This window comes from Glaciecola sp. KUL10 (assembly GCF_003203515.1).
Classification (GTDB): domain Bacteria; phylum Pseudomonadota; class Gammaproteobacteria; order Enterobacterales; family Alteromonadaceae; genus Glaciecola.
The window spans coordinates 378,691-404,315 of record NZ_BGNG01000002.1; the positions used below are offsets into that span (position 1 = coordinate 378,691).

The window sequence follows — 25,625 nt, forward strand, 5'->3', positions numbered from 1 at the left end:
TGTGATTAAATTTGAGCAAGTCAGTAAAACGTACCCCGGTGGCCAACAGGCTTTGCGAAAGGTCGATTTTCATGTCGAGCAAGGAGAAATGGCCTTCCTAACGGGGCATTCTGGCGCAGGCAAAAGTACTTTACTTAAATTGATCAGTATTATGGAGCGACCGAGTGTTGGGCGCGTTCTTATTAATGGCCACGATCTCAATCAAATTACACGCAAACAAATTGCTTATATACGTCGTGACATAGGCATGATTTTTCAAAGCCATCAATTGTTAATGGATAAATCAGTATTTGATAACGTATCCTTGCCTCTTGTTATCGAAGGCTATACTCGTAAAGCCATAGCTAAACGCGTTGATGCGGCCCTCGAAATGGTCGGATTGGCAGATAAAGCTCGTAATTTGCCTATTACCCTCTCAGGAGGCGAGCAACAGCGTGTAGGGATTGCCAGAGCCGTCGTTAACCGCCCTCCATTATTACTTGCAGATGAGCCTACAGGAAACTTAGATCCCAAATTATCGATGGAGATAATGCGTTTATTTGAAGACTTTAATCAAGCTGGTGTTTCTGTATTTATCGCGACACATGATCTTGGTTTGATTGCTAGAATGAAGTATCGCACATTGACCCTCAAAGACGGAAAAATGATCACTGATGGCCTCGATGACTCGCAGGAGATTGGCAACCCATGAGTCTTTTATTTGGAGGTCGTCAACAAGGTGCTGCACAACATAAAGTTGGATTGCTTCAACGCTTCTTAATGTTTTTTGTTGATCATTTACGTCAAGCGATTAATAGTCTTGGCGAGTTGTATAGAGTTCCGTTTGCATCACTTATGACAATTGGTGTGTTGGGATTCAGTATTACATTACCAAGTACTTTGTATATCTTAGTTAAAAATACAGAACAAATCAGTGCTCAATGGCAACAAGCTTCCGAGATCTCATTGTTTTTGCATAAACGAGTATCAAACGCAAATGCTCAGCAACTAATCAAACGATTGCAATTATTGCCAGAAGTTGCAGATGTCAAATTTATACCGGCAGACGATGCACTAAAAGAGTTTCAAGCACTATCGGGGCTTGGGGATGCATTAAATTATTTAGATGAAAACCCTTTGCCTTCGGTCTTGCTGGTGGTACCAACCTCTAAACACTCTAGTCCAACTGCGGCAGGTTTGTTGCTCGATAAATTGCGAAAAGAGCGCGAAGTAGATATCGGTAAGTTGGATATCGAGTGGTTAGAGCGCTTGTATGCCTTACTGAATATAACCAAAGACCTAGTCAATATGCTTGCGGTGTTACTATTTTTTGCGGTGGCGTTAATTATCGGCAACACCATACGCTTGAGTATCATGAATAAACGTGATGAAATTTTGGTAATGAAGCTCGTTGGCGCCACCGATAGTTTTATCCAAAGGCCTTTTTTATATACCGGATTTTGGTATGGTTTATTAGGAGGCATAATGGCTTGGGTGACTGTCGCGTTGATCTTGCTGTGGGTGGATGCCAGCTTGCAAGGTTTTATGCAACTTTATCAAATGAACTTTGATATCACTGAAATGGATACCGGTATGGTGTTTATGATGCTAGGCACATCCGTTACACTGGGGTTAGTTGGCTCTGCGCTGTCTGTTCAGCGTCACGTGAGAGAAATAGAACCCACTTAAACTATTAATAAAGAAATACCTCAACTTGGTTTTGTTCTTGGGAAATAGGCAGAGCTAGCTTGATTGATTTCATTGGCCCACAATATAGCTTGGTTAAATGTGTGGTGAATTTCAATTTGTGAGTGCCCACTATCAATAGAGTATTTAATTACATTCTGCCAAAGCGCGCTCTCGAACCCCTTCACGACGGTTATCAAAGGGCTCAGGACTGTTTCCTCGCCTGATAAGGTATCATTTATTTCAGCGGCGACTGGTATCTGGTGCAAGATATCCTGCATCGGTTGCTCTAATATAATATCCAAGAGTGAAAGAAGGCCAAGCATAAATCCTGTCATTTTTAGTGAGTTTTGCCCCGTTTTTTCCAACATGAGCTCGATGAATTTTGCGCGTATTAACGAAATGTTCAGCAGCTCCTCGGTGCTTTGATTAGCTAAATTCACGACCGCAATTAAGGCGACAAACTTCTTCACTTCTATTTCACCAAGATATGTAATGGCATGTTCTAGTGAGCTTATTTTTGTGCGTTTATTAACGAATGGGCTATTAATAAATCGAAGCAGAGCATATGAGATCGACGCATCGCGCTCGGTAAGCTTGGCAACTTTAGTTAAGTCAAATTCATCATCATTAATGGCAGCTAGTAGCGCGAGTACATTAACTTTTGACGCTGGTAATTCACGCTTTTCGTTTTTGTCTAATTGTAGAAAAAACTTACCCTGAAAAAAATCAACGTCATCGTATTTGAGTGATGTGTATGCGTCTAGAGAGTCAATATCCGTGATAAGAAGATTTATGTTTGCTTTTCTCCACTCGTTTAATTCTAGTTGTGAAGCACTGTTGCTTTTTGAGCTTTGGTAGCCGTCAAAGGGGAGAGCGATATAGCTTAGTAGGTTTCTTTGTTCAGCCGTAATATGACACACTGATGTGTGTTGCAAACAAATTTGATGCTGTTCTTTTAAGGTAGTCAAAGAAGCAAAGACCGCTGCGTTATTGATTTGTTCCAGCGTAATATGAATAACGAAGGGCAAGCTTCGATTAAAACCGACTAAGTGATTAATGAGAGCCTGATCAGAAAATTCAATAAATGCGAGCTTGTCACTAGAAATATCAGCTAAACTAAGCGTTTCAAGACGCTTTTCTATGCTCTTTTGTTTTTCTTCTGGGTGATAAGGGATTTGAGCGTTTTTTCCATCCCTAAATGCGAGAGAGTATGCGAATACTCGCTCATGTCTGTCAAAGATAGCTTGTCTAGCGAAAAATGCAAAACGCATATTAGATTATCCTTAATTAGAAACTATTTTTAACGTCGTTTGTCCATTTCATAGCTGTATAGTGCATTTCATATAATTCTTCTGTATCTAATTCTATAGTAGTCGAGAGCTTTTCTATGTTTTCCCAGTCTGCCAGTTCGAAGGCTCGGCATAACCTAAGCTGATTCGCTAGTTTGGAAACAGATTTAGGATTGAGTAATGCATCTTTAATTACATCACTTACAGGCAGTTTGGGCATTAAGCTTTCCATTGGCTGGTCAAGCAGCGCGTCTAAATATGAAAATAAGCCCAGTATAAAGCTATTAGGTGGATTGTCTTTTTGGTTTGCGGCAAGAGACATGAGTGCGCAAAATTTGGCTCTAATCAGCGATAACGTAATTAAATCTTCGGGTTTTTCACCCTTTAAATTTGCCAAAGCTAGTAACGCGATGAATTTCTTAAGCTCAACGCTGCCCATGTATTTCAATGCATGACTGAGAGACTCAATCTTATTGCGTTTATTGAACGTTGGGTTATTGATAAATCGCATTAATTTAAACGACAAGCCAACGTCTTTTTCGATAACGTCATTTACTTTATTGATATCAAAGTCAGGTGATGTACTGATACCCACTAACTCTATAATTGAGGTCAATGCGGCATCCAAGCTTTTGTGCTTAACGACTTCCGGCCTTGCCAAAAAATAACCTTGAAACAAATCGAAGCCCATGGTTTTGTATTTTTGAAATTGTTCGAGTGTTTCAACTTTTTCAGCGACGAGCTTGATACCTTTATCTTTAAGCTCTCTGATTTTTTTTAGTTGTTTCAGGTTTGCGTTTTCAATTAATTCTGCTTCAATTTTAATAAAGTTACAGAGCTCAATTAATGGCTCCCATCGAGGAGCAAAATCATAATCGTCTAAAGCAATCCGATAGCCAAGGTTCCTGATGTGTTCACATGCTTTCAATAATTCACTATCAACTTCAACAGTCTCGACGATTTCTACTACAACATTTAGAGGGTCTAAAGTTGATGGAAAGCGATAGAGTAGGGTGTTTTGGTGGAAGTTAATGAACGCGTGCTTGTTGAGTGTTATATCTTCGACACCCATCGTTAAGTGGCTATTGGCAATCATGTTGCTAGTAGCTTCATCAGGCGATATATCAGGAAAGCAGTTGCTCACTCCGTCTCTGAATAAAAGTTCATATGCATAAACTTGTTTCTCAAGATCATATATAGCCTGCCTGGCGATGTATGCGAACATGTATTCTCACTTATCTACAGTTATAAAATGAACAATACTACTTAGGTTTTCGTATTGAACTTCCGATATTAAAGCAGCTTTTAAAAAGCTAATTTACCTACTTGGTATAAATAACGAACATAAATAGCTTATCGGTCAAAATAATTTAAAACTTAGGCTTGAGTTCTGCTTATTTATCCTTATATTTACTGTAATAATTTTTACGAACTTCCGTTCATATATTGAGTCGAATGAATAGTTTGTATTATTCGACGTAATTGAGCCGAACATAGTAAGAGGTCATGATGAATTCAAAAGTGCAATCACTTGCATTGTCCGTTCCGCAAAGTGGCAGTATCGAAAGCTACATACAAGCGGTAAGCGGCATAAAAATGCTAACAGCTGAAGAAGAAAAATCTTTAGCTACCCGTCTTTTTGATGAAGGCGATTTAGAGGCTGCGCGTAAACTTGTTATGTCGCATCTTCGTTTTGTTGTACATATTGCAAAATCTTATGCTGGCTATGGTTTACCCCAAGCTGATCTTGTACAAGAGGGCAACATTGGTTTAATGAAAGCGGTCAAACGTTTTGATCCAAACGTGGGTGTTCGTTTGGTTTCGTTTGCTGTGCATTGGATAAAAGCCGAAATCCATGAATTTGTACTCAAGAATTGGCGTATTGTTAAAGTCGCAACAACTAAAGCGCAACGTAAGTTATTTTTCAATCTTCGTAAAGCTAAAAAGCGTTTGGGCTGGTTTACACATGATGAAGTGCAAAAAGTTGCAGATGAGTTAGGTGTGAGCACAAAAGAAGTGCTTCAAATGGAAGCACGCATGAGTAGCCAAGATGCAGCGTTTGATTTGTCGGCTGACGATGATGAAAACAGTAACTTTGCACCGGCTCAGTTCTTAGAAGACAAGACTACTGATGTTGAAATGGAAGTTATCAATAACGACCATGATGCAACCGCATCTGCTCGTTTATACTCTGCTATAAAGACATTGGATGCGCGCAGTCAGCACATCATAGAAACCAGATGGTTAGCTGATGAAAAAACAACATTACAAGATCTCGCGGACGAGTATGATGTTTCTGCCGAACGCGTACGTCAGATTGAAAAGAATGCAATGAAGAAGTTACAAGCTGCAATGGCTTGATGATACTGTTAGTCGATTAAAAACAAAAAACGGCGATAAGCCGTTTTTTTGTTTTTGCTTCAAAGCTTGCACCAACTATTAAGGTCTCACAGGTAACACCCAAAATTTACCCTCAAAGCTTGCGACGGCATTGTCTCCATCAATGATATCAACCGACAGAGAGATTGGGCATTTTTTGCCTTTTTCTAACCACTCAAATTTAGCATTGACAGATTCAATATTGCACCTTGCTCTTGGGGTCATTGTTACCGGTTTGTGGTAATGGATATTACCATCTCCTAATACAATTTCACCTGATAGGCCTTTTTGTTTGAGTTGCAGATATATCATGCCCCAACCCGTCAGTGTCGCTTGAGAAAAAATACTACCGGCGAACATCGTGCCATGTAAATTAACGTTCTTATTTAGAGATGCTCGGGTTTCGATGGTTTTTTCAGTATATTGATACAGGGTAATTCCCATGTGTTCGCTGATAGGAATTTTTTCATGCCATGTCTTTTGAAGTTCTGCACACCATTTGGGGTGAAGAACTAGGGCTGAGTGGTCAATAAGGCGTTTATGCATTTGTTTGCGTTTTAGTTTGCCCAGTTCGTTGGGTGCTTCTTTTTCAACCTCAAATCCACACGCAGCAAAAAAGTCAGTAGATGCTTCTCTAGAGTTGGTTACTGCAGTATTTGCACCTAAATCTCTAGCAACTTGTTCTAACGCGCCGAGTATTATTTCGCCTATGCCCTTGCGGCGGTAATTTTTGTCGACCGCGATATGCCTTATTTGCGCTTCTTCAGACGTATTTAAATGGACTCGTCCGCATGCCACAATTTTCCCCGAGGTGTTTAGTACAGTGCGATGCTCACTGACCGTTTCGTATTCGTCTTTTTCGGAGCCTATCGGGAAACCCCAAGGTTCACGCAACCATTGCCACCTAAATTCGAAATAGTCAGTGAGTTCTTGTTCGGTTTTTGGGGTGGCAATCGTAAACAAAGGTATCTCTCTTATTATGGTTTATAGGTGCTTTCTTTATATTGAAAAATCACCCTTTAAGAAGCTTCGAGCATAAATGTTACTGGCCCATCATTTATTAAGCTGACATGCATATCCGCTCCGAATTGACCAGTTTTACATGCTTTATATTGTGTGTCTATATGCGCGATAAAATGCTGATATAGGTGTTTTCCGAGCTCAGGCGGAGCACCTTTGGAAAAGCCAGGTCGGTTTCCTTTTTGTGTATCAGCCACCAAGGTAAATTGTGATACAACGAGAAGCTCACCGTCGACTTGCGTGAGGTTGAGATTCATCTTGCCCGCTTCATCATTAAACATACGGTATTTGAGAAGTTTGTTGGCTAGTTTTTCGGCAATGGTTTCGGTGTCCGTTGCTTCAACACCTAAGAGCACCATCATTCCGCTTTTTATCTCGCCAATACACTGACCATCTACACTCACACTGGCTTGGCAAACGCGTTGTACAAGGGCTTTCATGTCATTGGATATCCTAAAACTCGTTACACATGATTTCTACTAACCGTTTAGCAATACCGTTCTCTGACATGCTATGTCCTGCATTATCAATAATATCAAGTGTGGATTGGGGAAGGTGATGGTGAAGTGTCAATGCCGATTCAACTTTACAGACCATATCATAGCGCCCGTGAACGATATGGCATGGAATATGTCGGATAGCTTGAATATTATCAATGATAAAGTTCTCTTCAACAAAGCAATGATTCAACAAATAGTGACACTCAAGTAGCGCTAAATTTCTCACTTGATTCTCACTTGATAAGTCGCTTGCATCGATTGCTGAGCTTTGTAACCTTGAGATATGGCCTTCCCAGTTATACCAATCCTGCAACGCAGACTTGTGCTTGTGTTCATCTTGAAACAGTCTGATGTATTGTTCGCAAACATCTAAAAAGGAATCGGACGATTTAAAATTTCGACGAAAATTTTGATAAATATCTGGAAAAACTTGTGCTGCGCCACCGTTGGGCATCAAAAACCATTCGAAGTCTTCTTTGCGTGCTAAAAATATGCCACGCAATACGAGGGCGTTTACGCGTTGAGTGTATTTTATTGCATATAGAAGTGCCAAGGTCGAGCCCCATGAGCCGCCAAACACTATCCAACTATCAATTTGTAAGTACTCTCTTAGCTGTTCAATATCTTGTAACAAATAATCTGTGTTATTGTGAGCGATATTTCCAGTTGGAGTTGAACGACCACAACCGCGTTGATCAAACCCTATTACGCGATACCTTTTTAAATCAAATGGCCATTGATAATGTTTGCCTAAGCCCGCGCCAGGCCCGCCATGCAGATATAAAACGGGTATCCCATTTGGATTTCCACTTTGTTCGATTGAGATAAGGTGACCATGCCCAACATCTAAATGTTGGTGATCATAAATCAGTTGGTTTGAGTGATTCCCATGCATATTATTAGTTGTCAAACTCCGTTTGTTTTATTAGTTTAAACACATATGTTGGAATTAACCAACCTCTACTATCAAGGAGTTTTTATGTCAGGACAAGGTTCAGGTGGAAATGTCATTGCCGCAATTTGTAATATCTTTATTCCAGGCCTTGGGCAATTAGTACAAGGCCGTATTTTTATGGCTTTGTTTTTCTTCATCGGTGCTAGCGTTTCATATGCGTTAGTTGCAACCGTTATACTATTCTTTATGTGGATTGTGGGTGCTATTTTCCATCTATGGTCTATCATAGATGCCGCAAGATATAAAAGTTAAACAATAATTTAGGGAATAAAATATGAAACTCTTCGCAGCAATACTTGTTGCTACCTTCGCCATTAGTGGCTGCAAAAGTACGGTTCAAGACGCGTATTTTAATATGTGGGAAAAAGTAGGCGTAGAAAAACGAGACATTCTAGTTGACCGTGTTGAGGATGCTCAAGATTCTCAGAAAGAAGCGCAAGAACAGTTTTCAAGCGCGCTGGAAGAGTTCAGTGCATTAATCAACTTTAAAGGTGGCGAGCTTGAAGATGTTTATAACGAGTTAAACGACCAGTTCTTAGCGAGCCAAACAAGTGCGGCATCAGTTAGCGATAGAATCAACAAAGTCGAAAGCGTTGCTGATTCTTTATTTCGCGAGTGGGAATCAGAGCTAACTCAAATTTCGAATGCAAATTTAAGACGAGACAGCCAGCGCAAACTGATCGACACGCAGCGCAAATACAACAACTTGTTGCGCTCAATGAGAAATGTTGAGGATAGTATGCCGCCCGTCTTGCAGGCTCTTCAAGATAACGTATTGTATTTAAAGCATAATTTAAATGCTAACGCGATCGGCTCTTTACAAGGTGAATTTAACGAAATTAAATCTGATGTATCTGTGCTGATAAAAGAAATGAACGCTGCAATCAAAGAGTCTGACGAGTTCATTGCGAGTATCCGAGGCTAATTAGTCGTTATCTTCGGCGTCTTCTATCGATAACCCCATTTTTAACATGATATCCCGTGCGTCTTGCGGGATTCTGTGAGGGTTGTCTTTTTTCAAGTCTTCATCATTTGGCAAAGGCTGCCCCGTAAACGCATGCAAGAATGCTTCACACAGCAATTCAGAGTTAGTTGCGTGACGCAAATTGTTCACTTGTCTGCGCGTGCGCTCGTCCGTTAATACCTTTAATACGTTGATCGGTATAGAGACAGTTACTTTTTTAACTTGCTCGCTTTTCTTACCGTGCTCTGCGTAAGGGTGAATGTATTTTCCGTTCCAGTTTGCCATTTTCGGTTCTTTTAGTTTTATTTTTTTATTTTGATATATGAAACTTCTAACAAATATATTAGAACCACCATTTTAGCAGTGTAAACTTCTTGACGTCTATCAGTATATTTCGTATTTTGGACGTCTAAACGGCTATTTAAGAGTGCAACATGGTTTCTTATGCACAGGGCATTGATGCTCTGAATCAAACAATTTCAGAACTTCGCGATATAGAAGTGTCTTTTGAGTTCTTTCCTGCAAGCACGCCAGAAATGGAAACGACGCTTTGGAAGTCGGTTGAAAGACTAGCACCGCTAAAGCCCAAATACATGTCGGTTACCTATGGCGCCAATTCTGGTGAAAGAGACAGAACGCATGCGGTCGTTAAACGTATTAATACAGAAACAGGTATCGCCACTGCTCCCCACCTAACATGTGTAGATGCGACGCCTGATGAATTGAGAAGTATTGCAAAAGAGTATTGGGATTCAGGGATCAAGCGTATCGTCGCTTTACGTGGAGATTTACCCCAAGGTGTTGAAAAAACTGATATGTATGCCTCTGACTTAGTGACTTTACTAAAAGACGTTGCCGATTTTGATATCTCTGTTGCTGCATACCCAGAGAAGCACCCTGAAGCACCTAACGATCAATTTGACCTGTTAAATCTAAAGCGCAAAGCAGAGGCGGGCGCTAATGAAGCGATTACACAATTCTTTTTTGATAGTAGTGTATTCTTGCGTTTTAGAGATCGGGCAGCTGCGGCTGGCATTGATTTAGATATTGTTCCGGGAATATTACCGGTGACCAACTATCAAACGCTAGTCAAATTTGCGGGCTTTACCAACGTACATGTGCCTAACTGGCTTCACAAAATGTACGACGGTTTAGATAAAAATGATCAAACCACTCGCAACCTGCTTGGGGCGAGTATCGCGATGGATCAAGTCAAGGTATTAGCAAAAGAAGGTGTAAAACATTTCCATTTTTACACGCTGAATCGTTCAGAGTTAAGCTATGCGATATGTCATATGTTGGGGCTTCGCACATAAGCTTAACAAGCTATACTTGGCGTAAGCGTTTCATCAAGCTAAACTTGAACGTGTATTTTACTTAATATTGAGTTTAGCTTTGTCAAACACCTTTCAAAAATGGTTTAACTATTACAAGCCTTTGCTTATTGAATCTGCTCGTGTCTTTTTTGATCATTTAAAAAACGAACGCATAACAGTGTCAGCTGGCCATTTAGCCTATGTTTCTTTGTTATCACTTGTGCCAGTGATCATGGTGTTTTTTATGATCATGTCTGCTTTTCCCGCATTTGAAGAAGCAAGGGAGCAAGTCGAATCATTTATATTTAGCAATTTTGTACCAACATCGGGTGATGTTGTTCAACAGTATATGGCTGATTTTGTTGCTAATGCGTCTGGTATGGGCGCGATCAGTATAATTACTTTATTAGTTGTCGCACTGTTACTCATTTCAAATATAGATAAAACGTTAAACCATTTGTGGAGGACCGTGGTTGACCGGCCGGTGGTTTACACCTTTGCCATTTATTGGATGGTTATCACTCTTGGGCCATTACTAATTGGCTCGAGTATAGCCGTAAGCTCCTATTTAGCTGGGCTAGCAGCGTTTGCTGAGGAATATACGCCAGGTTTGGGAACATTTTTCCTAAAGTTAGTGCCTAGTTTTTTGGCAATTGGAGCATTCATGATTCTTTATATGGTAGTACCCAATCGACCAGTCAAAGCAAAATATGCCTTCGGTGGTGCCTTACTAGCCGCGTTACTTTTTGAGTTGTCAAAAAAAGGCTTTGCGTTGTATGTATCAAATTTCGATTCTTACCAAGTAATCTATGGCGCGCTAGCGGTTATCCCAATACTGTTTGTCTGGGTTTATTTAAGTTGGATTGTGGTGTTGTTAGGGGCTGTATTTACTTATAGCTTGACGACTGCTTGTGAAGCTCGAGATAAAGCTTATGAAGTAGCGACAGAGTCATCAAAAAAGTCTATTAAGTAGGCCATTAGAGCTGAACATAAAAAAGGCGTTGAAAATAAATATCAACGCCTTTTTACTTCTCACTTAAAGGTTTTTAGTGATTGGATAAGACCATTTTGATGCTGTTTGCTTGTCTATTTAGGATCTTCTCGATTTTTCTATACAAGCTATTTGTGGTAGCGATATCTGACGCCATTTTGGATGCAGGCTGCAAGATGTGTAAGCTTTCGCTCTGTTGACTAGCTGTATCGAGAAGCGCAATCATGACTGTATCAATAATATCTTGGGGCGCATAAGTACCTTCTGCGTTTCTCATCATTTCACTCGTTTGCATGCTATTTCTATGTGAAATATAACAAGGAGTGGTTCCTTGTATTGTATAATCATTACCCTCGACATCAGTAAAGGTTTGGTTGTGTCGTAAACCTTTAGCTTTTGTCTGATGTCCGCTCTTTTGTGTACCGTGGATAGTTCTATTCATCACTTCCATCAATGTCTTATATGACGTTAACTTGGCGTTTGTACTCATATTACTTGTAGGCGTAAATTCAATGATAGTGCAGTTTGTATTCTCTACTTGAACATCTTGGATATTAGCTTGGTCTTGCCTGCCTATCGTGCCACTTGCATCCAAAATTATTTCGACATGTAGGCCCGATTCTTTTAGTAAAATAGAATTTGGCGAACATTTATGACCAGATAAGGCAACAAATTGACTTGGGTTTTGCAAGCCAGACTGACTCCCGTCTGCAAAAAATGCCAATAAATGGTGATAGTAAACAACATAGTTCTTTACCTGTTTATGGCTACCTTCAGTTAGTGGAAAACGCTGGTCTAGTATGTCTTTAGCTTGGTTAGGTTGATTACAAACGCTGGTCCATCGGCTGTTTAGTGCGTCAACAATTGCATCTTTGTTGTCGATCTCAGCAATAATTGGCTTCTGACTTCTATCCATGGTGTTGATGGCAATAGGGCCACCCATACTATGCTTAGTAGGTTGCAGCAGGGTAAATTCATGGACAATTTGTTCGAATGCCTGCCAAAAAGTAGCTGGTGCGATACCCACCGAAGCCAATACATCCTCGTTAACAAAGTTATAAAAACCTTGATGGATTTGGCTGTGTTTCAGTGCTGGCATATTCATTTTTATTATCCTCATTGTTTTAACAGATTCCAAGCGTCGGCGTTAGGTTTGTGTGTGTTATTAGTAGCGTCTGCTTGATTTTAAGCATAGAATAAATTTAATTATAATTTCACAATTAAAATTTCACAGTGTAAATTTTACAAAAGCCAATACCAAAGTATAAAATTATGAAAAGCACAGTCAGCCTAAACAGAAAGTCTCATTTGATGGGGACGAAAATCCGCAACTTACGTAAGCGGAATAATCTAACCATGGAAGATTTGTCCGCTCGTTGCATTCGGGTCAATCCAGAAAATGCGCCATCAGTATCGTACTTATCTATGATCGAACGCGGTAAACGAGTGCCAAGCAGTGACATGCTAGAAGTGATTGCGGCGGTTTTTCAAAAAGAAGTAAATTGGTTTTTAGACGATGTTCCTGAGCAAAGTGCTATTACTCCTGATAAAGGTAGCCGAGGCGGAATTAATGGTATGGCACTTGAACCGAGTTTCTTATTTACCAATGAGATACTCCAGATAGCCATCCCAGAAATGCTTTCGCAAACAGGTATTAGTGGTCGCCAGTTTGCACATTTGCTTATCCGCGCTCATCAAGAGCACCATCAAAATCATTTCCCTGATTTAGAACGAGCAGCAGAGGAAATTGGTAAAAAGCGCATGCCTTTGTCTGTTGACGAACTTATCGAAATTGCTCAACAACAAGGCTTAGAAATTCAATGGTTTGATACTTTACCTAAAGCCTTATTAAATGAGCTTGGGGTAAACTCAACCAGTATTGTGACTTCTTTCTTTGGCGCACCCAATCAAATTCATATTAATAAAAAGCTACAAAACCATAGCAAACGCCTTAAGTATGATTTGGCTGTGCATATTGGTCATAGTGTTCTGCACAACCGTGAGGGCCTAAAAAGTGTACTTGTTACTGGTTTAAATCAATACTCGGTTTCGCAAGGAGCATCTGCGCATTCTTCTACGGTTGATGCGCAAGATATTTTGCAAGCGTGGCGCGACTTTGAATCTAGCTTTTTTGCGGGTGCTTTACTTTGCCCTAAGGTGCCCTTTAGGCAACTACTTGATCGCCAAGGGTATGAAGTGAGTGTTCACAAACAGTTAGACGTATCTGCGTCAGTGGCTATGCGTAGAATGACGGCTGTTTCGCCTTATCGTCATTGGCACTATTTTGATGCTTATGCGCCGGGTAAGCTAAAGGCTGTTTATCGAGGTAATGGTATTCCTTTGCCTTGGGGGAATATGCGAGAAGTACAGGATCCATGTCAGCATTGGGCGGTATTTCGGATGATTAATCAGCCTGTTTCTGGTACTTCGGCTCAGCTGTCAATTCTGAACGTTGGCGATGAACCCCGAATTTACTGCTGTGAGTCAACCAATACCAAAGATTTAGCTGAGAACAATCACGTTTTGTGTACTGGAATTGATCTCAACCCCGCCATTGAGGCGCAGGGAGAAGATGCGCTCACAATAGCGCAGGACCTAAAAAAGGTTTGCGTTCAAAGCGGTGGTTCAGCCGACATTCCTCCAGTATTGAGAGCTAAGCTTTCGAGTATTGCGCGCATTTTGAATATTAATTGGGTTGAAAGAAGTATAGATAGCCCTGCGAGGCTAATATGCTCAAGAGGGGCCTCTTGCCCTCGTGAACCAAGCTGCTATCAAGGGAGTTTTATTGATTCGAATTCGACGTTTATCGCGTGATCTTGTCTTGGCACTTAGACGAAGTTAAATCAATGATAGGGTTTGTCCTAAATTTGTGCTGGCAAGGTTTGTGTTCTTTTTGTCAGTAGTAATAAAAAAATGGCGATGCCAAAAATAATAAGCAGTTTGGGGAGGTTTGTCTTTTCTGCTTTACCATTGGAAAAGCGAATGCTTCTTTCACTGTTTCCAAGTGAGTCCCAAATGGACCAAGATGTCTGAACTCCGTCATGATGTATCAACGTGTCATTATCTGCCAGTGAAACTGTTAATTTATAACTAATACGAACAGCATCAAACTGATCGATTTCTTGCACATTTACTACTCCCGGCCCACCGTATTGGCCAGTTTCTGCACTGTAGTAGTGTTTTCTAGAGTGCACAACTTTACCCTGATGATAGAATTCATAACTTCCTTCAATACCACGAAATGCGCGTTCTTCGAAACCAATATCGAAACCAGCATAATAACGAGACTTTTGATCGCTAAAGTCCCAATAAGCTCCTTCGCCTTCTGTCGAAAATCTTAATTCTAATGTGTCACCAGTTGTAAATTCGACAGAGAAAATATCAGCGCCATTTTTCAACGATAGTCTTTCTCCGTCAAAAGTATAATTTGCTTCGATTATTTCGGCTTGAATTTTAGTTGTTAAAAAGCTTAAAAAAATGATTGCTAGTATTTTATTCATTCTAGTGTTTGTCGGCGCCCGTGCAATTAGCTAATCTCAATTGAGATTCCTACCGCTTGTTCTTATATGGCGATAATAGTATTCCAACAAATTGAGGAAATTATGAGTTTATTTGCTGTCCCCCTACTTCTCGAACAAATCGATAACCAACGCCATAGACAGCTTGAATGAACTCATGATTTGGGGAGATTATTTTTAGTTTTTTACGGATGTTTTTGATATGTGTATCTACTGTTCGATCAGTTACATCGCGATAGTCAGAATATATCCCGTCAAGAATTTGCTCTCTAGTAAAGGCTTGATTGGGACGTCTCTTAAGCATCATAACCAACTCTATTTCTGACTTGGTCATTGTAACTGAATTTCCTTTTCGGCTAACTGAATTGGAGTCCTTATTCAAAATCAGACTATCATTAAGGTTTGCCGAGTCGAAACGGCGTAAAAAGTTTTGTATTCGTACGACTAATTCTGGGGCGCTAAACGGTTTACAAATATAGTCGTCTGCACCTAGTTTTAAGCCGCTTAGACGTTGTGATTCATCCGAACATGCCGTTAAAATAAAAATGGGAACGTCTGATTTAGTTCTGATTCGCCTGCATACCTCCATTCCATCAAGCCCAGGCAACATCACGTCTAATACAATAAGACTAACTTGATGTTGTTCATAAAAGAGTTCGACCTCGTCTCCTCTCTCCAAATGAGAAACCCTAAAGCCTGCGTTCCTTAAAAATATACAAATGCTTTTGGCGACCTCTAATTCGTCCTCTACTACTAGTATGTGTTTTCTCATAAATTCCATGGTAATTATTCAGTAATTACGGGGAGGTCCACGACTAATTCCACGCCTCCCAAATCAAATTGCCCTGGTTGATTTAATTGATTGCTTAAAAGAATAACGATAAATCTTTCTGCTAACAACCAGTTGTTATTGTGAACAGACACTAATGCTCTATAGCCAGTATTTGTCTGCGGCCGCCATTGATTCGTTCATTAATACCGAATCCTTAGCTCGCACTTAGTTCTTGAATTAATGCTTCTTCAAGCTTGCCTAGTTTTTGATGGATGATACCCATATTGTTGTATACAGAAGCTAAAACGTTCAGTTTTACGACCGAGTCTTGACGAGAAATAGAGTGAGTTTGGCTTGTCGCTATGCATTCAAAAGAGAATGTCGTTAGAACAACCAAAAAACTAATAATGATTTTAAATAACAAACTTAAATGCTCATGTATTGCTTTGCGAGAGTGTAAATTCCAAAAGTGAGGATAATATGAGCTTGTTTCTGCATTGCTAGCAAAAACGAGCCTATTCACGTACGATAATACAAAGAAAACGGTAGCGCTTTCATATTTGCTAATAGTATGTTGACGACTAGCAATGCACCGATTTTTTTAAACCATTTTTATTTGGCCGAAACGACATTGTGAGTAATTGAAAAATAGTTGTATACCGATGAATAGCAGAAAAAAAGAAATAGAAGATATCGTGATCTTAGGTGGTGGTACTGCTGGTTGGATGACGGCTGCTGCTTTGTCTAAACTACTGCCATCTCAGCATTTCAAAGTCACATTAATCGAGTCAGATGCTATCGGTACTGTCGGTGTGGGTGAGGCTACGTTACCGCATTTAGGCGCTTTTAATCGACGTCTCGGCATTGATGAAGCTGAGTTTATGCGCGTGACCCAAGCAACATTCAAGGTGGGTATAGAATTTCAAAACTGGGGGCAAAAAGGTGATGCCTATATTCATCCCTTCGGTGATTATGGATACAAGATTGCTGGGGTGCCTTTTCATCACTTTTGGACCAAAGAAAAGCTAAACGGCGATACCACTAAAATTGACGACTATTCACTGCCGGTAAAGGCCTGCCAAGCAAACAAGTTTACCTTTCCATCAAAAGATGAAACGAGTGTGGACTCAACCTATTCTTATGCTTATCACATTGATGCGGGTCTTTATGCGAAGTTTTTGCGCGAATTTTCAGAAAAACGGGGTGCTCGCCGTATAGAAGGAAAAGTAGTCGAGGTTATTACTCGAAGTAGCGATAATCATATCGATTCATTAATAATGGAAGACGGACAACGTATTGAAGCTGATTTCTTTGTCGATTGCACCGGCTTTAGAGCACAACTGATTGAACAGGTCTATCAATCTGGCTATGTAGATTGGTCTCATTGGTTGCCTTGCAATAGCGCGATTGCAATCGCAACAGCCCAACAAGAAGTCCCGATTCCTTATACAAAAGCAATTGCGCGCGAAGCGGGATGGCAGTGGCGTATACCCTTGCAGCATCGCCACGGCAATGGCTATGTTTATTGCGATAAGTTTATTGACCGTGAACAAGCTTTAGATACTTTGCAATCCAACTTGGTTGGCCCTGCGATAACCGAGCCTAATTACTTGAAATTTCAAACAGGACGTCGCAAAAAGTCATGGATAAACAATTGTTTAGCGATTGGCTTGTCGAGCGGTTTCCTTGAACCCTTAGAATCAACCAGCATTTACTTAATACAAAGTGCAATCATGAAATTAGTTGAGCTCATCCCTCAACAAAGCAACTTACAAATTAAGGCGACTGAATACAATCGCAGTTTGGATATGGAAATGGAAAGGATCCGAGACTTTTTGATTCTTCATTATCACGCGACAGAGCGAGACGATACGCCTTTTTGGGACTATATTCGAACGATGCAAATTCCCGATTCATTACAAGATAAAATGGATATGTTTAAAGCAACTGGGCATGTGCAAAACTACCGATATGGACTGTTTTTAGAGCCCAGCTGGGTAGCGGTTTATCTGGGGCAGCGCTTCATTCCCAACAGCTACGACCAACGAGTAAATACACTTGATAGAAGTGCGTATATTGAAGGCATGCAACAGTTTAAGCAAGAAGTTGCTGACGCGGTGAAGCGAATGCCATCGCACAACGATACCATTCATCAATATTGTACAATTGGCGGCATTGAGAACGATGGTTTGCTACAAAGCGGTTTATACGGAAAGCGTTTGTAATGACTTCACCTAACATAGAACTTTCTACTCATTCGGAAAACGAAAATCAGGCGATCCGAACTATTATAGTCAACAGTCTCAACAATCCCGATTTATCTAATGACAGCGTTAAACCCTGTCATCAACAATTAGACGATCTTATTTGTGGCTTATTTACTGCCATATCTCTTAAGGTGAATCTTGCTGCCTGTGATATGTCGATTACTCATGTTTGTCCTGAGGTCGAGTCATTCAAACAGATAATTAGCGTTATATCACTGAATATTCATCAACTAGCATTTTTACGTTCCCTAGGAATTGATGAAAAGCGCTTAATGAATACTTGTGATGCTCAACATACCTTGGGTACGCGCTATTTAAATTGGAGCAGTGATCAACAGGATTTTGTATTAGTTGAAGGTGAATACGGTGTGCCTTTTGACAAGGTCAAATTTCATCACTTTATCGAGCGTTTAGACAAGTTCTCGTATGATGAGTTTGCGATTGCTGCGCAAATGGCAAGGCAGGGGCGATTTGTTCACCCAAATAACGACCCAAGCTCTCTACTGTCTAGTTTCACTTATGGTTTGAATGTCGATGCTTATTCTTTCGCAAAATTGCTTTCTCAGTGCGCAGCGGCGTTCAAAATTGAGGCGATTACTGCGGATAGTCTCGAAGCAACTATGTCCGACAATGGTTTAGCGTCAATTAATGCGTCTTGTCACAGTGGCAAACAAAGGTCTTTAAGTGCGGACTTTTTTATTGATTGTGCATCTAAGTCTTCTGCTATATATCAGTGTTTTTTACCTGATAAAATGAAGCTAGAAAGCTCGCCTATTAAACAACAAAACAAGCTGCGCTTGTGCGCGGTCACTCAATCTAGCAACCGCTTATTGAATATCCTTCAGCCTCACGCTTTTGGTTGGTCAAAAACTATAAACACCGCTTCCAAGACGATGATTGAATGCCAGTTTGATGACACTGTGACGCTCGAGCAAGTATTATCTGACTTGGCCCAAAAAGGAATAGAATGCCAAGAGTGTGACGAACACGCCGTCGAGAGAGTAGAGCAGATCATGCTAAAACAACCTTGGCAGCAAAACTGTCTATTTATAGGTCGCAAGATCTGCGATATAGATACCCTGACGCATGATCTTTTAGATATCTTGGATGAGCAACTAAGACTTTTGTTTCAGGTCTTTCCATCCCGCAAAGCTCAGCAAAATTTAGTTAACTTTTATAACCGTAATATTCACGAGCAGTGCTTGAGTTTACTCGATATGGTTATTTGTCATTATCAGTTAAATCAAACACAAACTAGCCAGTGTTGGCTCGATAACCGACAGACAAAGGGCTCTGAAAACTTAAGTCATTTAACAGCATTGTTTGAACAAACGGGAATTTTCCCTGAATTCGAAAATCAGTTTATTGCCGAAAGAAAATGGATTAATTTCTTGATTGGGTTTGGGGTAATACCACAAAGTACGCACCCATTGTCTTTAAATATCAGTGATGCAGAGCAAAAAGTGATGTCATTTCAACACCACTTAAAAGCCTTATTGGTGCAGTTGCCTACATACGAAGCTTATGTAGCAACGGCTCGAAATTAATCAGCCATTGCAGCGCAATACTGATCAATAAAGCTTTGCTGTGTAGGCATGGTGTCAACAGATTTAGCAATGACTGACTCAATATGCTTGAGACGTCTCTCAACTTCAGCCTCTTCAAATGTATCAACAAGCGGATGATAACCTTCTGGGCGTAAACCTTGGCCGTGCATTACGGCTAACCAAGAGGTCTCATCAAATAATTCATTGTCTTGCCTAAAGATACGACCGTTTGTTGCATACAAGGCTAGTTTTTCTTCTAAACCCTTAGGCACGTCCATGTTCTTAACATAACGCCAAAACTCGGTATCCTCACGATCGGTCAGCTTATAGTGCAAAATAATGAAGTCTCTAATTTGTTCCATCTCAAGCTGGGTTTGTTTATTGAATACGTCAATATCCACTTGATTAAAACCTTGATGAGGAAAGAAGCCCATCAGCCTTGAAATTGCAGTTTGAATAAGGTGCAGACCTGTTGACTCAAGAGGTTCAATAAATCCTGCCGATAAACCAATGGCAATACAGTTTTTATTCCACATTTGTTTGCGGCGACCGGTTTGCCATTTCAAGAAATTTGGCTTGTTGAGTGGCTCGTTTTCCATTTGTCCTTTAAGTGTTTCGAGGGCTTGTTCATCACTGACGAAGCGACTTGGATAAACATAACCGTTACCAACACGGTGCTGAAGTGGAATCCTCCATGTCCAGCCGGCATCTTGAGCGGTTGAAACAGTGTAAGGGTAGTTTTCCTTAGCCGCCTTACAGGGCATGGCGACGGCGCGGTCGCAAGGTAACCAATGTCCCCAGTCTTCATAGCCTGTTTTAAGGGTTTGCTCTATCAATAACCCTTTAAAACCACTGCAATCAATAAATAGATCTGCATTAATGCGTTGCCCGTCTTCTAGTAAAAGTGAGTCAATAAACCCATCACTGCTGCGCGTAAATACATCTTGGACCTTACCTTCGATGCGCTTTGCACCGCGCGCTTCAGCAAACTCTCTTAAGTATTTGGCATAAAGTGTCGCGTCAAAATGAAATGCATAAGGAATAGATGATAACGGAGAGTTTTTAATGGCTTGTGGACGACAGAACTTGCCTTTGTATGCTGCTTGGCAAAGTAATGAGTATTTCGTTAAATCAGGCGCATCCCCTTTTAAGAACATTTTCAGCCAATAGTGATGAAACTGAATGGCATCCATATTTGTGCCAAACGTGCCGAAAGGGTGCATGTACGAATGTCCCTTTTCTTTCCAATTCGCAAATTCGATACCGAGTTTAAATGTCCCTTTGGTTTTTTTGACGAATTCATTTTCGTCTAAACCCAGTAAGTTATTGAACAAGGAAATTTGCGGAATGGTGGCTTCACCCACTGACACGGTACCGACCGCTTCTGACTCGATAAGCGTTAAGTCGAGTTTGTTTCCGAATACTTTGGAAATTGCGGCTGCAGTCATCCAACCGGCTGATCCACCGCCTAAAATAACCACTTTGTTTACGTGTTGTAGCATCAAATACTCCTATTAGACTGCTGGATTATTTGTCGTTAAATCACATTGTCTGAGTGTCACAATAACAAAAAATTGGCCGGTACTGCTACCGGCCAATCAAAATAATACGAGGTGCGTGTACACCTCGCTAGGGAGACCGAGTTTAGAAACTACCGCGTAAGATAAAGCTTACTCGACGGTCATTGACGAAGAAGCTACGTGAACGTCTGTCACCTTCTTCATTGATTTGCATCGTGGTTTCGGTAACTTCATCGAGGATGTTTGTGACTTGTAACCCCACTTTGAAGTTCTCATTGATGTCATAGAATACAGAACCATCTAAGAAACCACTGTCTTCGTTATAAATCGGTAGCGTCGTAATAACGTCACGTGTAGTTAGCAGATACGACGAACGCCAGTTATAAGCTAAACGACCAGTGAAGCCATATTTCTCATAAAGACCCACGATGTTTGCATTGTGCTTCGATAAGCCTTCTAACGGCAAGTCTTCAAATGCTTGGAAAGCTTGCTCGGCACCTGCTTCTCTATCTGGAGATAAGTTAGTGTTCGGTGAACCTTCTTCATCAACAAATGTGTAGTTGAATTGTAAACCAAGACCATCCCAACCCTCTGGAAGTGAATCAAAGAAGTTACTAAACGCAATTTCGAAACCTTGAATACGCCCACTCTCACCATTGCTCGCACCTTGAACTTGAACCGTTTCAGTCACACCATTGTTGGTGTATTGACGAAGCGATACGTCGTTGATGAAGTAGTTTTTAAGGTCTTTGTAGAATAATGAACCTGTTAATGAACCAACACCGTCACCGTCATCAAAGTACCATTCAAGCGTCAAGTCGTAGTTATATGACTCCATTGGTTTTAAGAATGGGTTGCCCGAATTGGCTGTAAAACGTCCATATTCAGCAGCGACAGTCGTTGGTTCTTCTCCCGGTGGAGTATTTGGATCAAGCGTTGTTCTGAGATCTTCAGCTGTGATATTCACAAAGTTTCTCAACAATCCTAACTGTGGTAGCGATATACCTTCAGAAAAACCGACTCGCATGAGTAGCTCATCACTAAGATTTAGCTTCATGTTAAATGAAGGCAACACATTCGTGTATTCGCTTGAAGAGAACTCTTGACGCGAATCCGCATTACCAAAGGCTGATTGATTAGCAGGCAAGAAGTTGTTTGGATCTTCTGGTGTATCCGGGAACAAGTCTGGGAATACTACGAAACCGTCAGTATCGTTTTCTAGTTTGACATAACGAAGACCAAAGTTACCTTGGTAATCCATGTCGCCCCAATCGCCTTCAAAGTTTGCTTTCACGTAAAAGGCAGTTGAAGACTCTTGTGTGCGGTTGATTTCGTTTGGTAAATGATCACCAATCGCACCATCGCGTTGATTGAGAGGCGTCCACGCTGGGCTATAACCAGAAAGTGTATCAACTGCATCACGATAGTTTTGAGCGATTGACATGGCAGGGAACAATACGTTGTTTCCACCTTGAATCGACAGCACTCCACCGCGAGCAAAGTTATCAAAGTTTACGATGTCAGTGGGTACACCTTCTGCACGCGGATCATCAAACCATGCGCTACCACCAGCTGCCCATGCTTCAGACACGTTACCCCAGTTATAGGTTGATTCACGTGTTGTTTGGTCACGGTCTGCATAACGCGCACCGGCTGATACTGATGTAAATGCACCTTCGGCAAAGGTATACTTTACATCTAAACGAGTACTAAATTGGTCGCCTTCGTTATCCGAAATATGATCCATCGCGCTGCGCATGAAAGATTGATTTGGATTAGTAAAGTGATCGGCTAATCCATTGGTTGGATCAGCCGCAGTATAACCTGGGTTAAGCAAACCGACTTTCGGAATACCAGAACCTGTAAGATCTAAGTCAACTGCCATGCGAGTTGCACCCATGACACTAAAATCAAGTATTTGTGTGTCTGCTTTGACTTTTTGGACATCAAAATTTATTGCTAGTTGATCGGTTGGCGTGTAAACCACATTAAGGCTTAAATCTTCCACAAGTGAATCATCTTCGCGATAACGAGAGACCATGGCGTGTTGTTGACCGTAGATACCACCTGGTTGTTGTGCATCGTTGCCGCGCCAGCCTGCTGTTGAACTAATGATACCGCGTTGGAAATAACCTTCGTCATCAAACTCGTATGTAGTGCCATCTGCAGGTACTGAATCGCCGATACGATCATCGTCAGCAAATTCAATAGCGTTTTCAGTCCATGCTAAGTTTGAATCTGAACGGATAAATTCAGCCGTTACATCTAAGGTGTTGTCTGCGTTTTCCCATTGAACAACGGCCGCAAAACCTTTACGCGTTCTATCATCTTGCTTGCGTGTTAAGCGAGTGCTGCGAGGCACAAATGCATCAGCACCGTTGTATTGAGCATTTTGTAAATCATATCGACCTACTTGCGTACCATCAGATTGAGCTTTCAACTCTGAGCTTGAAACGTTGAGTAATAAGCCTAAACGTCCACCATCATCTAGTTCCCATATATCGCTGTACAAACCAGAGAAAGTAGGTGTTGTTTTCTCAATAAAGTCAGCATAAGTAGCATCTGCAGAGAAGGCTAGTACACGGCCGTTAGAATCGAATGGCTTCTTTGTATTTAGGTTAACTGTACCTGCAATTGCACCCTCAACCATATCAGCTGTTTGGTTCTTGAAGACTTCTACTGATCCCATGAGTTCTGGCGGGACGTCTTCGAAGCTTAAGCTGCGTCCCGAGTTTGCAGTAAAAGTATCGCGGCCGTTAAATTCGCTTCGAACCTGCGTTAGGCCACGAACAACCACGCCGCTTCCTTCAGTTCCAAAATGGTCTGGGTCATTTGGCGCAGCAAAACGGCCAATAGATACGCCAGGGACGCGTGATATTGCCTCTAAAACGCTTCGGTCAGGTAATATACCGATATCTTCTGCAGAGATTGCGTCTAATAGGGTATCGCCTTCACGCTTCATGTTTTGAGCATTCATTAAATCGCCACGAACGCCACGTACGTCAATTACCTCAACGACAGTATCGTCTTTTGCCTGCTCTTCAGTTTCTTGCGAATATGCGTTTTGCGCTGTCAAACCGATGACTGTTGATGCAATAAGCGAATACTTAAAGACTGGGTGAACTGCTTTTTTATTGGTGGTTGTGTGCCTTGATAACATCTACCTATCCTAATTGTGCATAATTCACTGATGTTAACGTTAAACCAGTGAAAGGTTAATCAAGAGCCGTCGCCAACACGTCTTATAGTTGTTTTTATGTTGATCAAGGCCAAAGTAATTCGCTGTGCTGTAATTGGGTTACCTTTTACTATTTCTATTTATAAAATGAAAACCAATGAAAGCGCTTTCAGGTGGAAATAAAAAAATTGCACTGCGTTTCATAAACGAACATAAGCCTGTGTAAATTGCATGTCAACACTTTATTAACAATTCGATAACCATAAAAAACAAGTAAAGGCATCAACAATTTCATATTTTATTTAATTAATACAATGATATAGGGTGTTAATTTGATTGTTTTTTGAATTTTCGATGACATCAGTAAAACAAAAAAAGTAAATGTTAAATTAAAATAGTCAAGAGTGCTCAGGCTTGTTAATGAAATCGATTACAGTTTTCTGGCTGAAGATACACTCAGCTACTTTCTTTAAATGCACATGTGCTTTGTCGCACAACTAGTTTGAATGGCAATTCATAGGCTTTCTGAGCTGGTGGATTCCCGTTGAGTTGAGCGGCCAAGAGCTTCATGCATTGCACGCCTATTTGCTCAAGTGGTTGACTAATAGTGGTTAATTTGGGGTGTATTAATGCGGCATAAGTGATGTCGTCAAATCCGATGACTGACATGTCTTGAGGGATGTCATAGCCATATTCACGAAGTGCGTTCATTGCCCCAATAGCCATATCATCACTAAAACAAAACACTGCAGTTGGGCGCTCTTTCAATTTTAAAAGTTTCTCCATTGCCTGAATGCCAGTATCAACTAGATAGTCACCTTTAATGACAAATTGAGGGTTTAGCTCAATGGCTGCATCACTGAGTGCTGCTTTATAGCCATCAAATCTATTTAGCGCGCTCGGTGTTTCTAAGGGCCCCATAATTGCCGCGATCTTTTTGTGCCCCAATTCTATTAAATAATTAACGGCAGCTTTCGCTCCTTCAAAATTATTGATTGAGACGGTGTAGATTTCTTCATGAGCAATCATTTCACAGGAATTAACAAGTGGCGGTATTTGTTCATACAGCGGCTTTTTATTGCTAACGTTGAATGGAAGTTTCGGTGTAAATAATAACATTCCGTCAGCTTGCCCAGATGTCAATAGATCTGCATAGTGTTTTTCTCTGGAGGGGTCGTTTTGTGTATCCCCCAGTAAAACAGAGTAGCCTTTTTTATGCGCTTCTTTTTCGATTGCCTTTATTATCCCTGCATTCACTTGGTTGGTAATATCAGGCATCACAACTAACACATTTCCGCTTTTTTGGGTGCGCAGAGAAGCGCCGAAACGATTAGGTGTATAGCCTGTTTCTTCAACTGCTTTTAACACTCGCCTCTTGGTTTCTTCACTGACTAAATCAGGATTACTCAATGTTCTAGAGACAGTCGCAGACGATACACTAGCAATGCTCGCAATGTCTTTGATACTTATTTTTGCCACATTGCCTTCCTTTTATCTTTATGTTTTTTCGTTTTTTGATGAGCTTTTTGTTTGAAATGTGTACAAAGCATGCAATGCAAACGATTACATCATTTTGTGCATATTAGGCGTATTTTTTCTGTTTGTAAATTATACACTTGCTATATGTTAACAAAATTTACAAATTACCTTGCATGTAAGCGCTTTTATTAGTAGTTTGTTGAAAACGATTTCATAGCGCAATTTTGCACTTTCTAGCATAGACAAGTTAGCGAACGATTGT

The 25,625-nt window shown here is 40.8% G+C and carries 23 protein-coding genes; 10 read left to right on the forward strand and 13 right to left on the reverse strand.

The window, feature by feature from the left end; translation table 11 throughout:
* Position 1 precedes the first annotated feature (1 nt).
* On the forward strand, positions 2 to 691 hold the full coding sequence (gene ftsE, locus KUL10_RS05555) for a cell division ATP-binding protein FtsE (protein WP_110427903.1): 690 nt from the start codon (positions 2 to 4) through the stop codon (positions 689 to 691).
* Positions 688 to 1,668, forward strand: coding sequence for a permease-like cell division protein FtsX (gene ftsX, locus KUL10_RS05560; RefSeq protein ID WP_110427904.1), 981 nt, complete (start codon positions 688 to 690; stop codon positions 1,666 to 1,668). The genes ftsE and ftsX overlap by 4 nt, the downstream gene beginning before the upstream one ends.
* A 20-nt stretch (positions 1,669 to 1,688) precedes the next feature.
* On the opposite strand, the gene KUL10_RS05565 is transcribed toward ftsX, so the two are convergent.
* Positions 1,689 to 2,939 carry an EAL and HDOD domain-containing protein gene (locus tag KUL10_RS05565; protein WP_110427905.1) on the reverse strand — a complete coding sequence of 417 codons (1,251 nt, stop codon included), beginning with the start codon at positions 2,937 to 2,939 and terminating at the stop codon, positions 1,689 to 1,691.
* A 16-nt stretch (positions 2,940 to 2,955) separates the two neighbouring features.
* On the reverse strand, positions 2,956 to 4,182 hold the full coding sequence (locus KUL10_RS05570; RefSeq protein WP_110427906.1) for an EAL and HDOD domain-containing protein: 1,227 nt from the start codon (positions 4,180 to 4,182) through the stop codon (positions 2,956 to 2,958).
* Positions 4,183 to 4,466: 284 nt separating this feature from the next.
* Between KUL10_RS05570 and rpoH the strand changes: the two genes are divergently transcribed.
* Positions 4,467 to 5,318: an RNA polymerase sigma factor RpoH gene (gene rpoH / locus KUL10_RS05575; RefSeq protein WP_110427907.1), complete on the forward strand. Its 852-nt coding sequence runs from the start codon at positions 4,467 to 4,469 to the stop codon at positions 5,316 to 5,318.
* A gap of 78 nt (positions 5,319 to 5,396) precedes the next feature.
* On the opposite strand, the gene KUL10_RS05580 is transcribed toward rpoH, so the two are convergent.
* Genes KUL10_RS05580 through pip form a run of 3 tightly spaced genes read right to left on the reverse strand, consistent with a single transcriptional unit; the run spans position 5,397 to position 7,766 of the window.
* On the reverse strand, positions 5,397 to 6,299 hold the full coding sequence (locus KUL10_RS05580; RefSeq protein ID WP_110427908.1) for a bifunctional GNAT family N-acetyltransferase/hotdog fold thioesterase: 903 nt from the start codon (positions 6,297 to 6,299) through the stop codon (positions 5,397 to 5,399).
* Between the two features lie 56 nt (positions 6,300 to 6,355).
* Positions 6,356 to 6,796, reverse strand: a complete 441-nt coding sequence (gene dtd / locus KUL10_RS05585; RefSeq protein ID WP_110427909.1) for a D-aminoacyl-tRNA deacylase — start codon at positions 6,794 to 6,796, stop codon at positions 6,356 to 6,358.
* Positions 6,797 to 6,809: 13 nt separating this feature from the next.
* Positions 6,810 to 7,766 carry a prolyl aminopeptidase gene (gene pip / locus KUL10_RS05590; RefSeq protein ID WP_233499717.1) on the reverse strand — a complete coding sequence of 319 codons (957 nt, stop codon included), beginning with the start codon at positions 7,764 to 7,766 and terminating at the stop codon, positions 6,810 to 6,812.
* Between the two features lie 69 nt (positions 7,767 to 7,835).
* Here pip and KUL10_RS05595 point away from each other — a divergent pair, with 69 nt between their 5' ends.
* Positions 7,836 to 8,063, forward strand: coding sequence for a hypothetical protein (locus KUL10_RS05595; RefSeq protein ID WP_110427911.1), 228 nt, complete (start codon positions 7,836 to 7,838; stop codon positions 8,061 to 8,063).
* 22 nt (positions 8,064 to 8,085) lie between these two features.
* On the forward strand, positions 8,086 to 8,736 hold the full coding sequence (locus tag KUL10_RS05600; protein WP_110427912.1) for a DUF2959 domain-containing protein: 651 nt from the start codon (positions 8,086 to 8,088) through the stop codon (positions 8,734 to 8,736).
* On the opposite strand, the gene metJ is transcribed toward KUL10_RS05600, so the two are convergent.
* Positions 8,737 to 9,060: a met regulon transcriptional regulator MetJ gene (gene metJ, locus KUL10_RS05605; protein WP_110427913.1), complete on the reverse strand. Its 324-nt coding sequence runs from the start codon at positions 9,058 to 9,060 to the stop codon at positions 8,737 to 8,739.
* A 149-nt stretch (positions 9,061 to 9,209) separates the two neighbouring features.
* On the opposite strand from metJ, the gene metF reads away from it, so the two are divergent.
* A complete protein-coding gene (gene metF, locus KUL10_RS05610) occupies positions 9,210 to 10,091 on the forward strand; it encodes a methylenetetrahydrofolate reductase (protein ID WP_110427914.1) in 882 nt (293 codons plus the stop codon).
* 121 nt (positions 10,092 to 10,212) lie between these two features.
* Complete coding sequence (locus tag KUL10_RS05615) at positions 10,213 to 11,064, forward strand: virulence factor BrkB family protein (RefSeq protein WP_233499731.1); 852 nt, start codon at positions 10,213 to 10,215, stop codon at positions 11,062 to 11,064.
* 73 nt (positions 11,065 to 11,137) lie between these two features.
* Here KUL10_RS05615 and KUL10_RS05620 read toward each other — a convergent pair whose 3' ends face one another.
* Positions 11,138 to 12,187, reverse strand: a complete 1,050-nt coding sequence (locus KUL10_RS05620; RefSeq protein ID WP_158525325.1) for a hypothetical protein — start codon at positions 12,185 to 12,187, stop codon at positions 11,138 to 11,140.
* 167 nt (positions 12,188 to 12,354) lie between these two features.
* On the opposite strand from KUL10_RS05620, the gene KUL10_RS05625 reads away from it, so the two are divergent.
* The gene (locus KUL10_RS05625; RefSeq protein WP_110427916.1) at positions 12,355 to 13,896 is read left to right on the forward strand and encodes a DUF3612 domain-containing protein; all 1,542 of its coding nucleotides are present in this window, start codon (positions 12,355 to 12,357) and stop codon (positions 13,894 to 13,896) included.
* Positions 13,897 to 13,943: 47 nt separating this feature from the next.
* On the opposite strand, the gene KUL10_RS05630 is transcribed toward KUL10_RS05625, so the two are convergent.
* The 3 genes from KUL10_RS05630 to KUL10_RS05640 form a co-directional block, all read right to left on the reverse strand.
* A complete protein-coding gene (locus KUL10_RS05630; RefSeq protein WP_110427917.1) occupies positions 13,944 to 14,582 on the reverse strand; it encodes a hypothetical protein in 639 nt (212 codons plus the stop codon).
* A 100-nt stretch (positions 14,583 to 14,682) separates the two neighbouring features.
* Positions 14,683 to 15,372, reverse strand: coding sequence for a response regulator (locus KUL10_RS05635; protein WP_158525326.1), 690 nt, complete (start codon positions 15,370 to 15,372; stop codon positions 14,683 to 14,685).
* A gap of 214 nt (positions 15,373 to 15,586) precedes the next feature.
* Positions 15,587 to 15,796, reverse strand: a complete 210-nt coding sequence (locus tag KUL10_RS05640; RefSeq protein ID WP_146216759.1) for a tetratricopeptide repeat protein — start codon at positions 15,794 to 15,796, stop codon at positions 15,587 to 15,589.
* 238 nt (positions 15,797 to 16,034) lie between these two features.
* Between KUL10_RS05640 and KUL10_RS05645 the strand changes: the two genes are divergently transcribed.
* Both KUL10_RS05645 and KUL10_RS05650 read left to right on the forward strand, forming a co-directional pair.
* The gene (locus tag KUL10_RS05645; protein WP_110427920.1) at positions 16,035 to 17,597 is read left to right on the forward strand and encodes a tryptophan halogenase family protein; all 1,563 of its coding nucleotides are present in this window, start codon (positions 16,035 to 16,037) and stop codon (positions 17,595 to 17,597) included.
* A complete protein-coding gene (locus KUL10_RS05650) occupies positions 17,597 to 19,186 on the forward strand; it encodes a tryptophan 7-halogenase (RefSeq protein ID WP_110427921.1) in 1,590 nt (529 codons plus the stop codon). Before KUL10_RS05645 ends, KUL10_RS05650 begins: the two co-directional genes overlap by 1 nt.
* Here the strand turns inward: KUL10_RS05650 and KUL10_RS05655 are convergent.
* The 3 genes from KUL10_RS05655 to KUL10_RS05665 all read right to left on the reverse strand — a co-directional run bounded on the left by KUL10_RS05655 (position 19,183) and on the right by KUL10_RS05665 (position 25,363).
* On the reverse strand, positions 19,183 to 20,688 hold the full coding sequence (locus KUL10_RS05655; protein ID WP_110427922.1) for a tryptophan halogenase family protein: 1,506 nt from the start codon (positions 20,686 to 20,688) through the stop codon (positions 19,183 to 19,185). The genes KUL10_RS05650 and KUL10_RS05655 overlap by 4 nt on opposite strands.
* 142 nt (positions 20,689 to 20,830) lie before the next feature.
* Positions 20,831 to 23,866: a TonB-dependent receptor gene (locus KUL10_RS05660; RefSeq protein WP_110427923.1), complete on the reverse strand. Its 3,036-nt coding sequence runs from the start codon at positions 23,864 to 23,866 to the stop codon at positions 20,831 to 20,833.
* Between the two features lie 474 nt (positions 23,867 to 24,340).
* A complete protein-coding gene (locus tag KUL10_RS05665; RefSeq protein ID WP_110427924.1) occupies positions 24,341 to 25,363 on the reverse strand; it encodes a LacI family DNA-binding transcriptional regulator in 1,023 nt (340 codons plus the stop codon).
* Positions 25,364 to 25,625 lie beyond the last annotated feature (262 nt).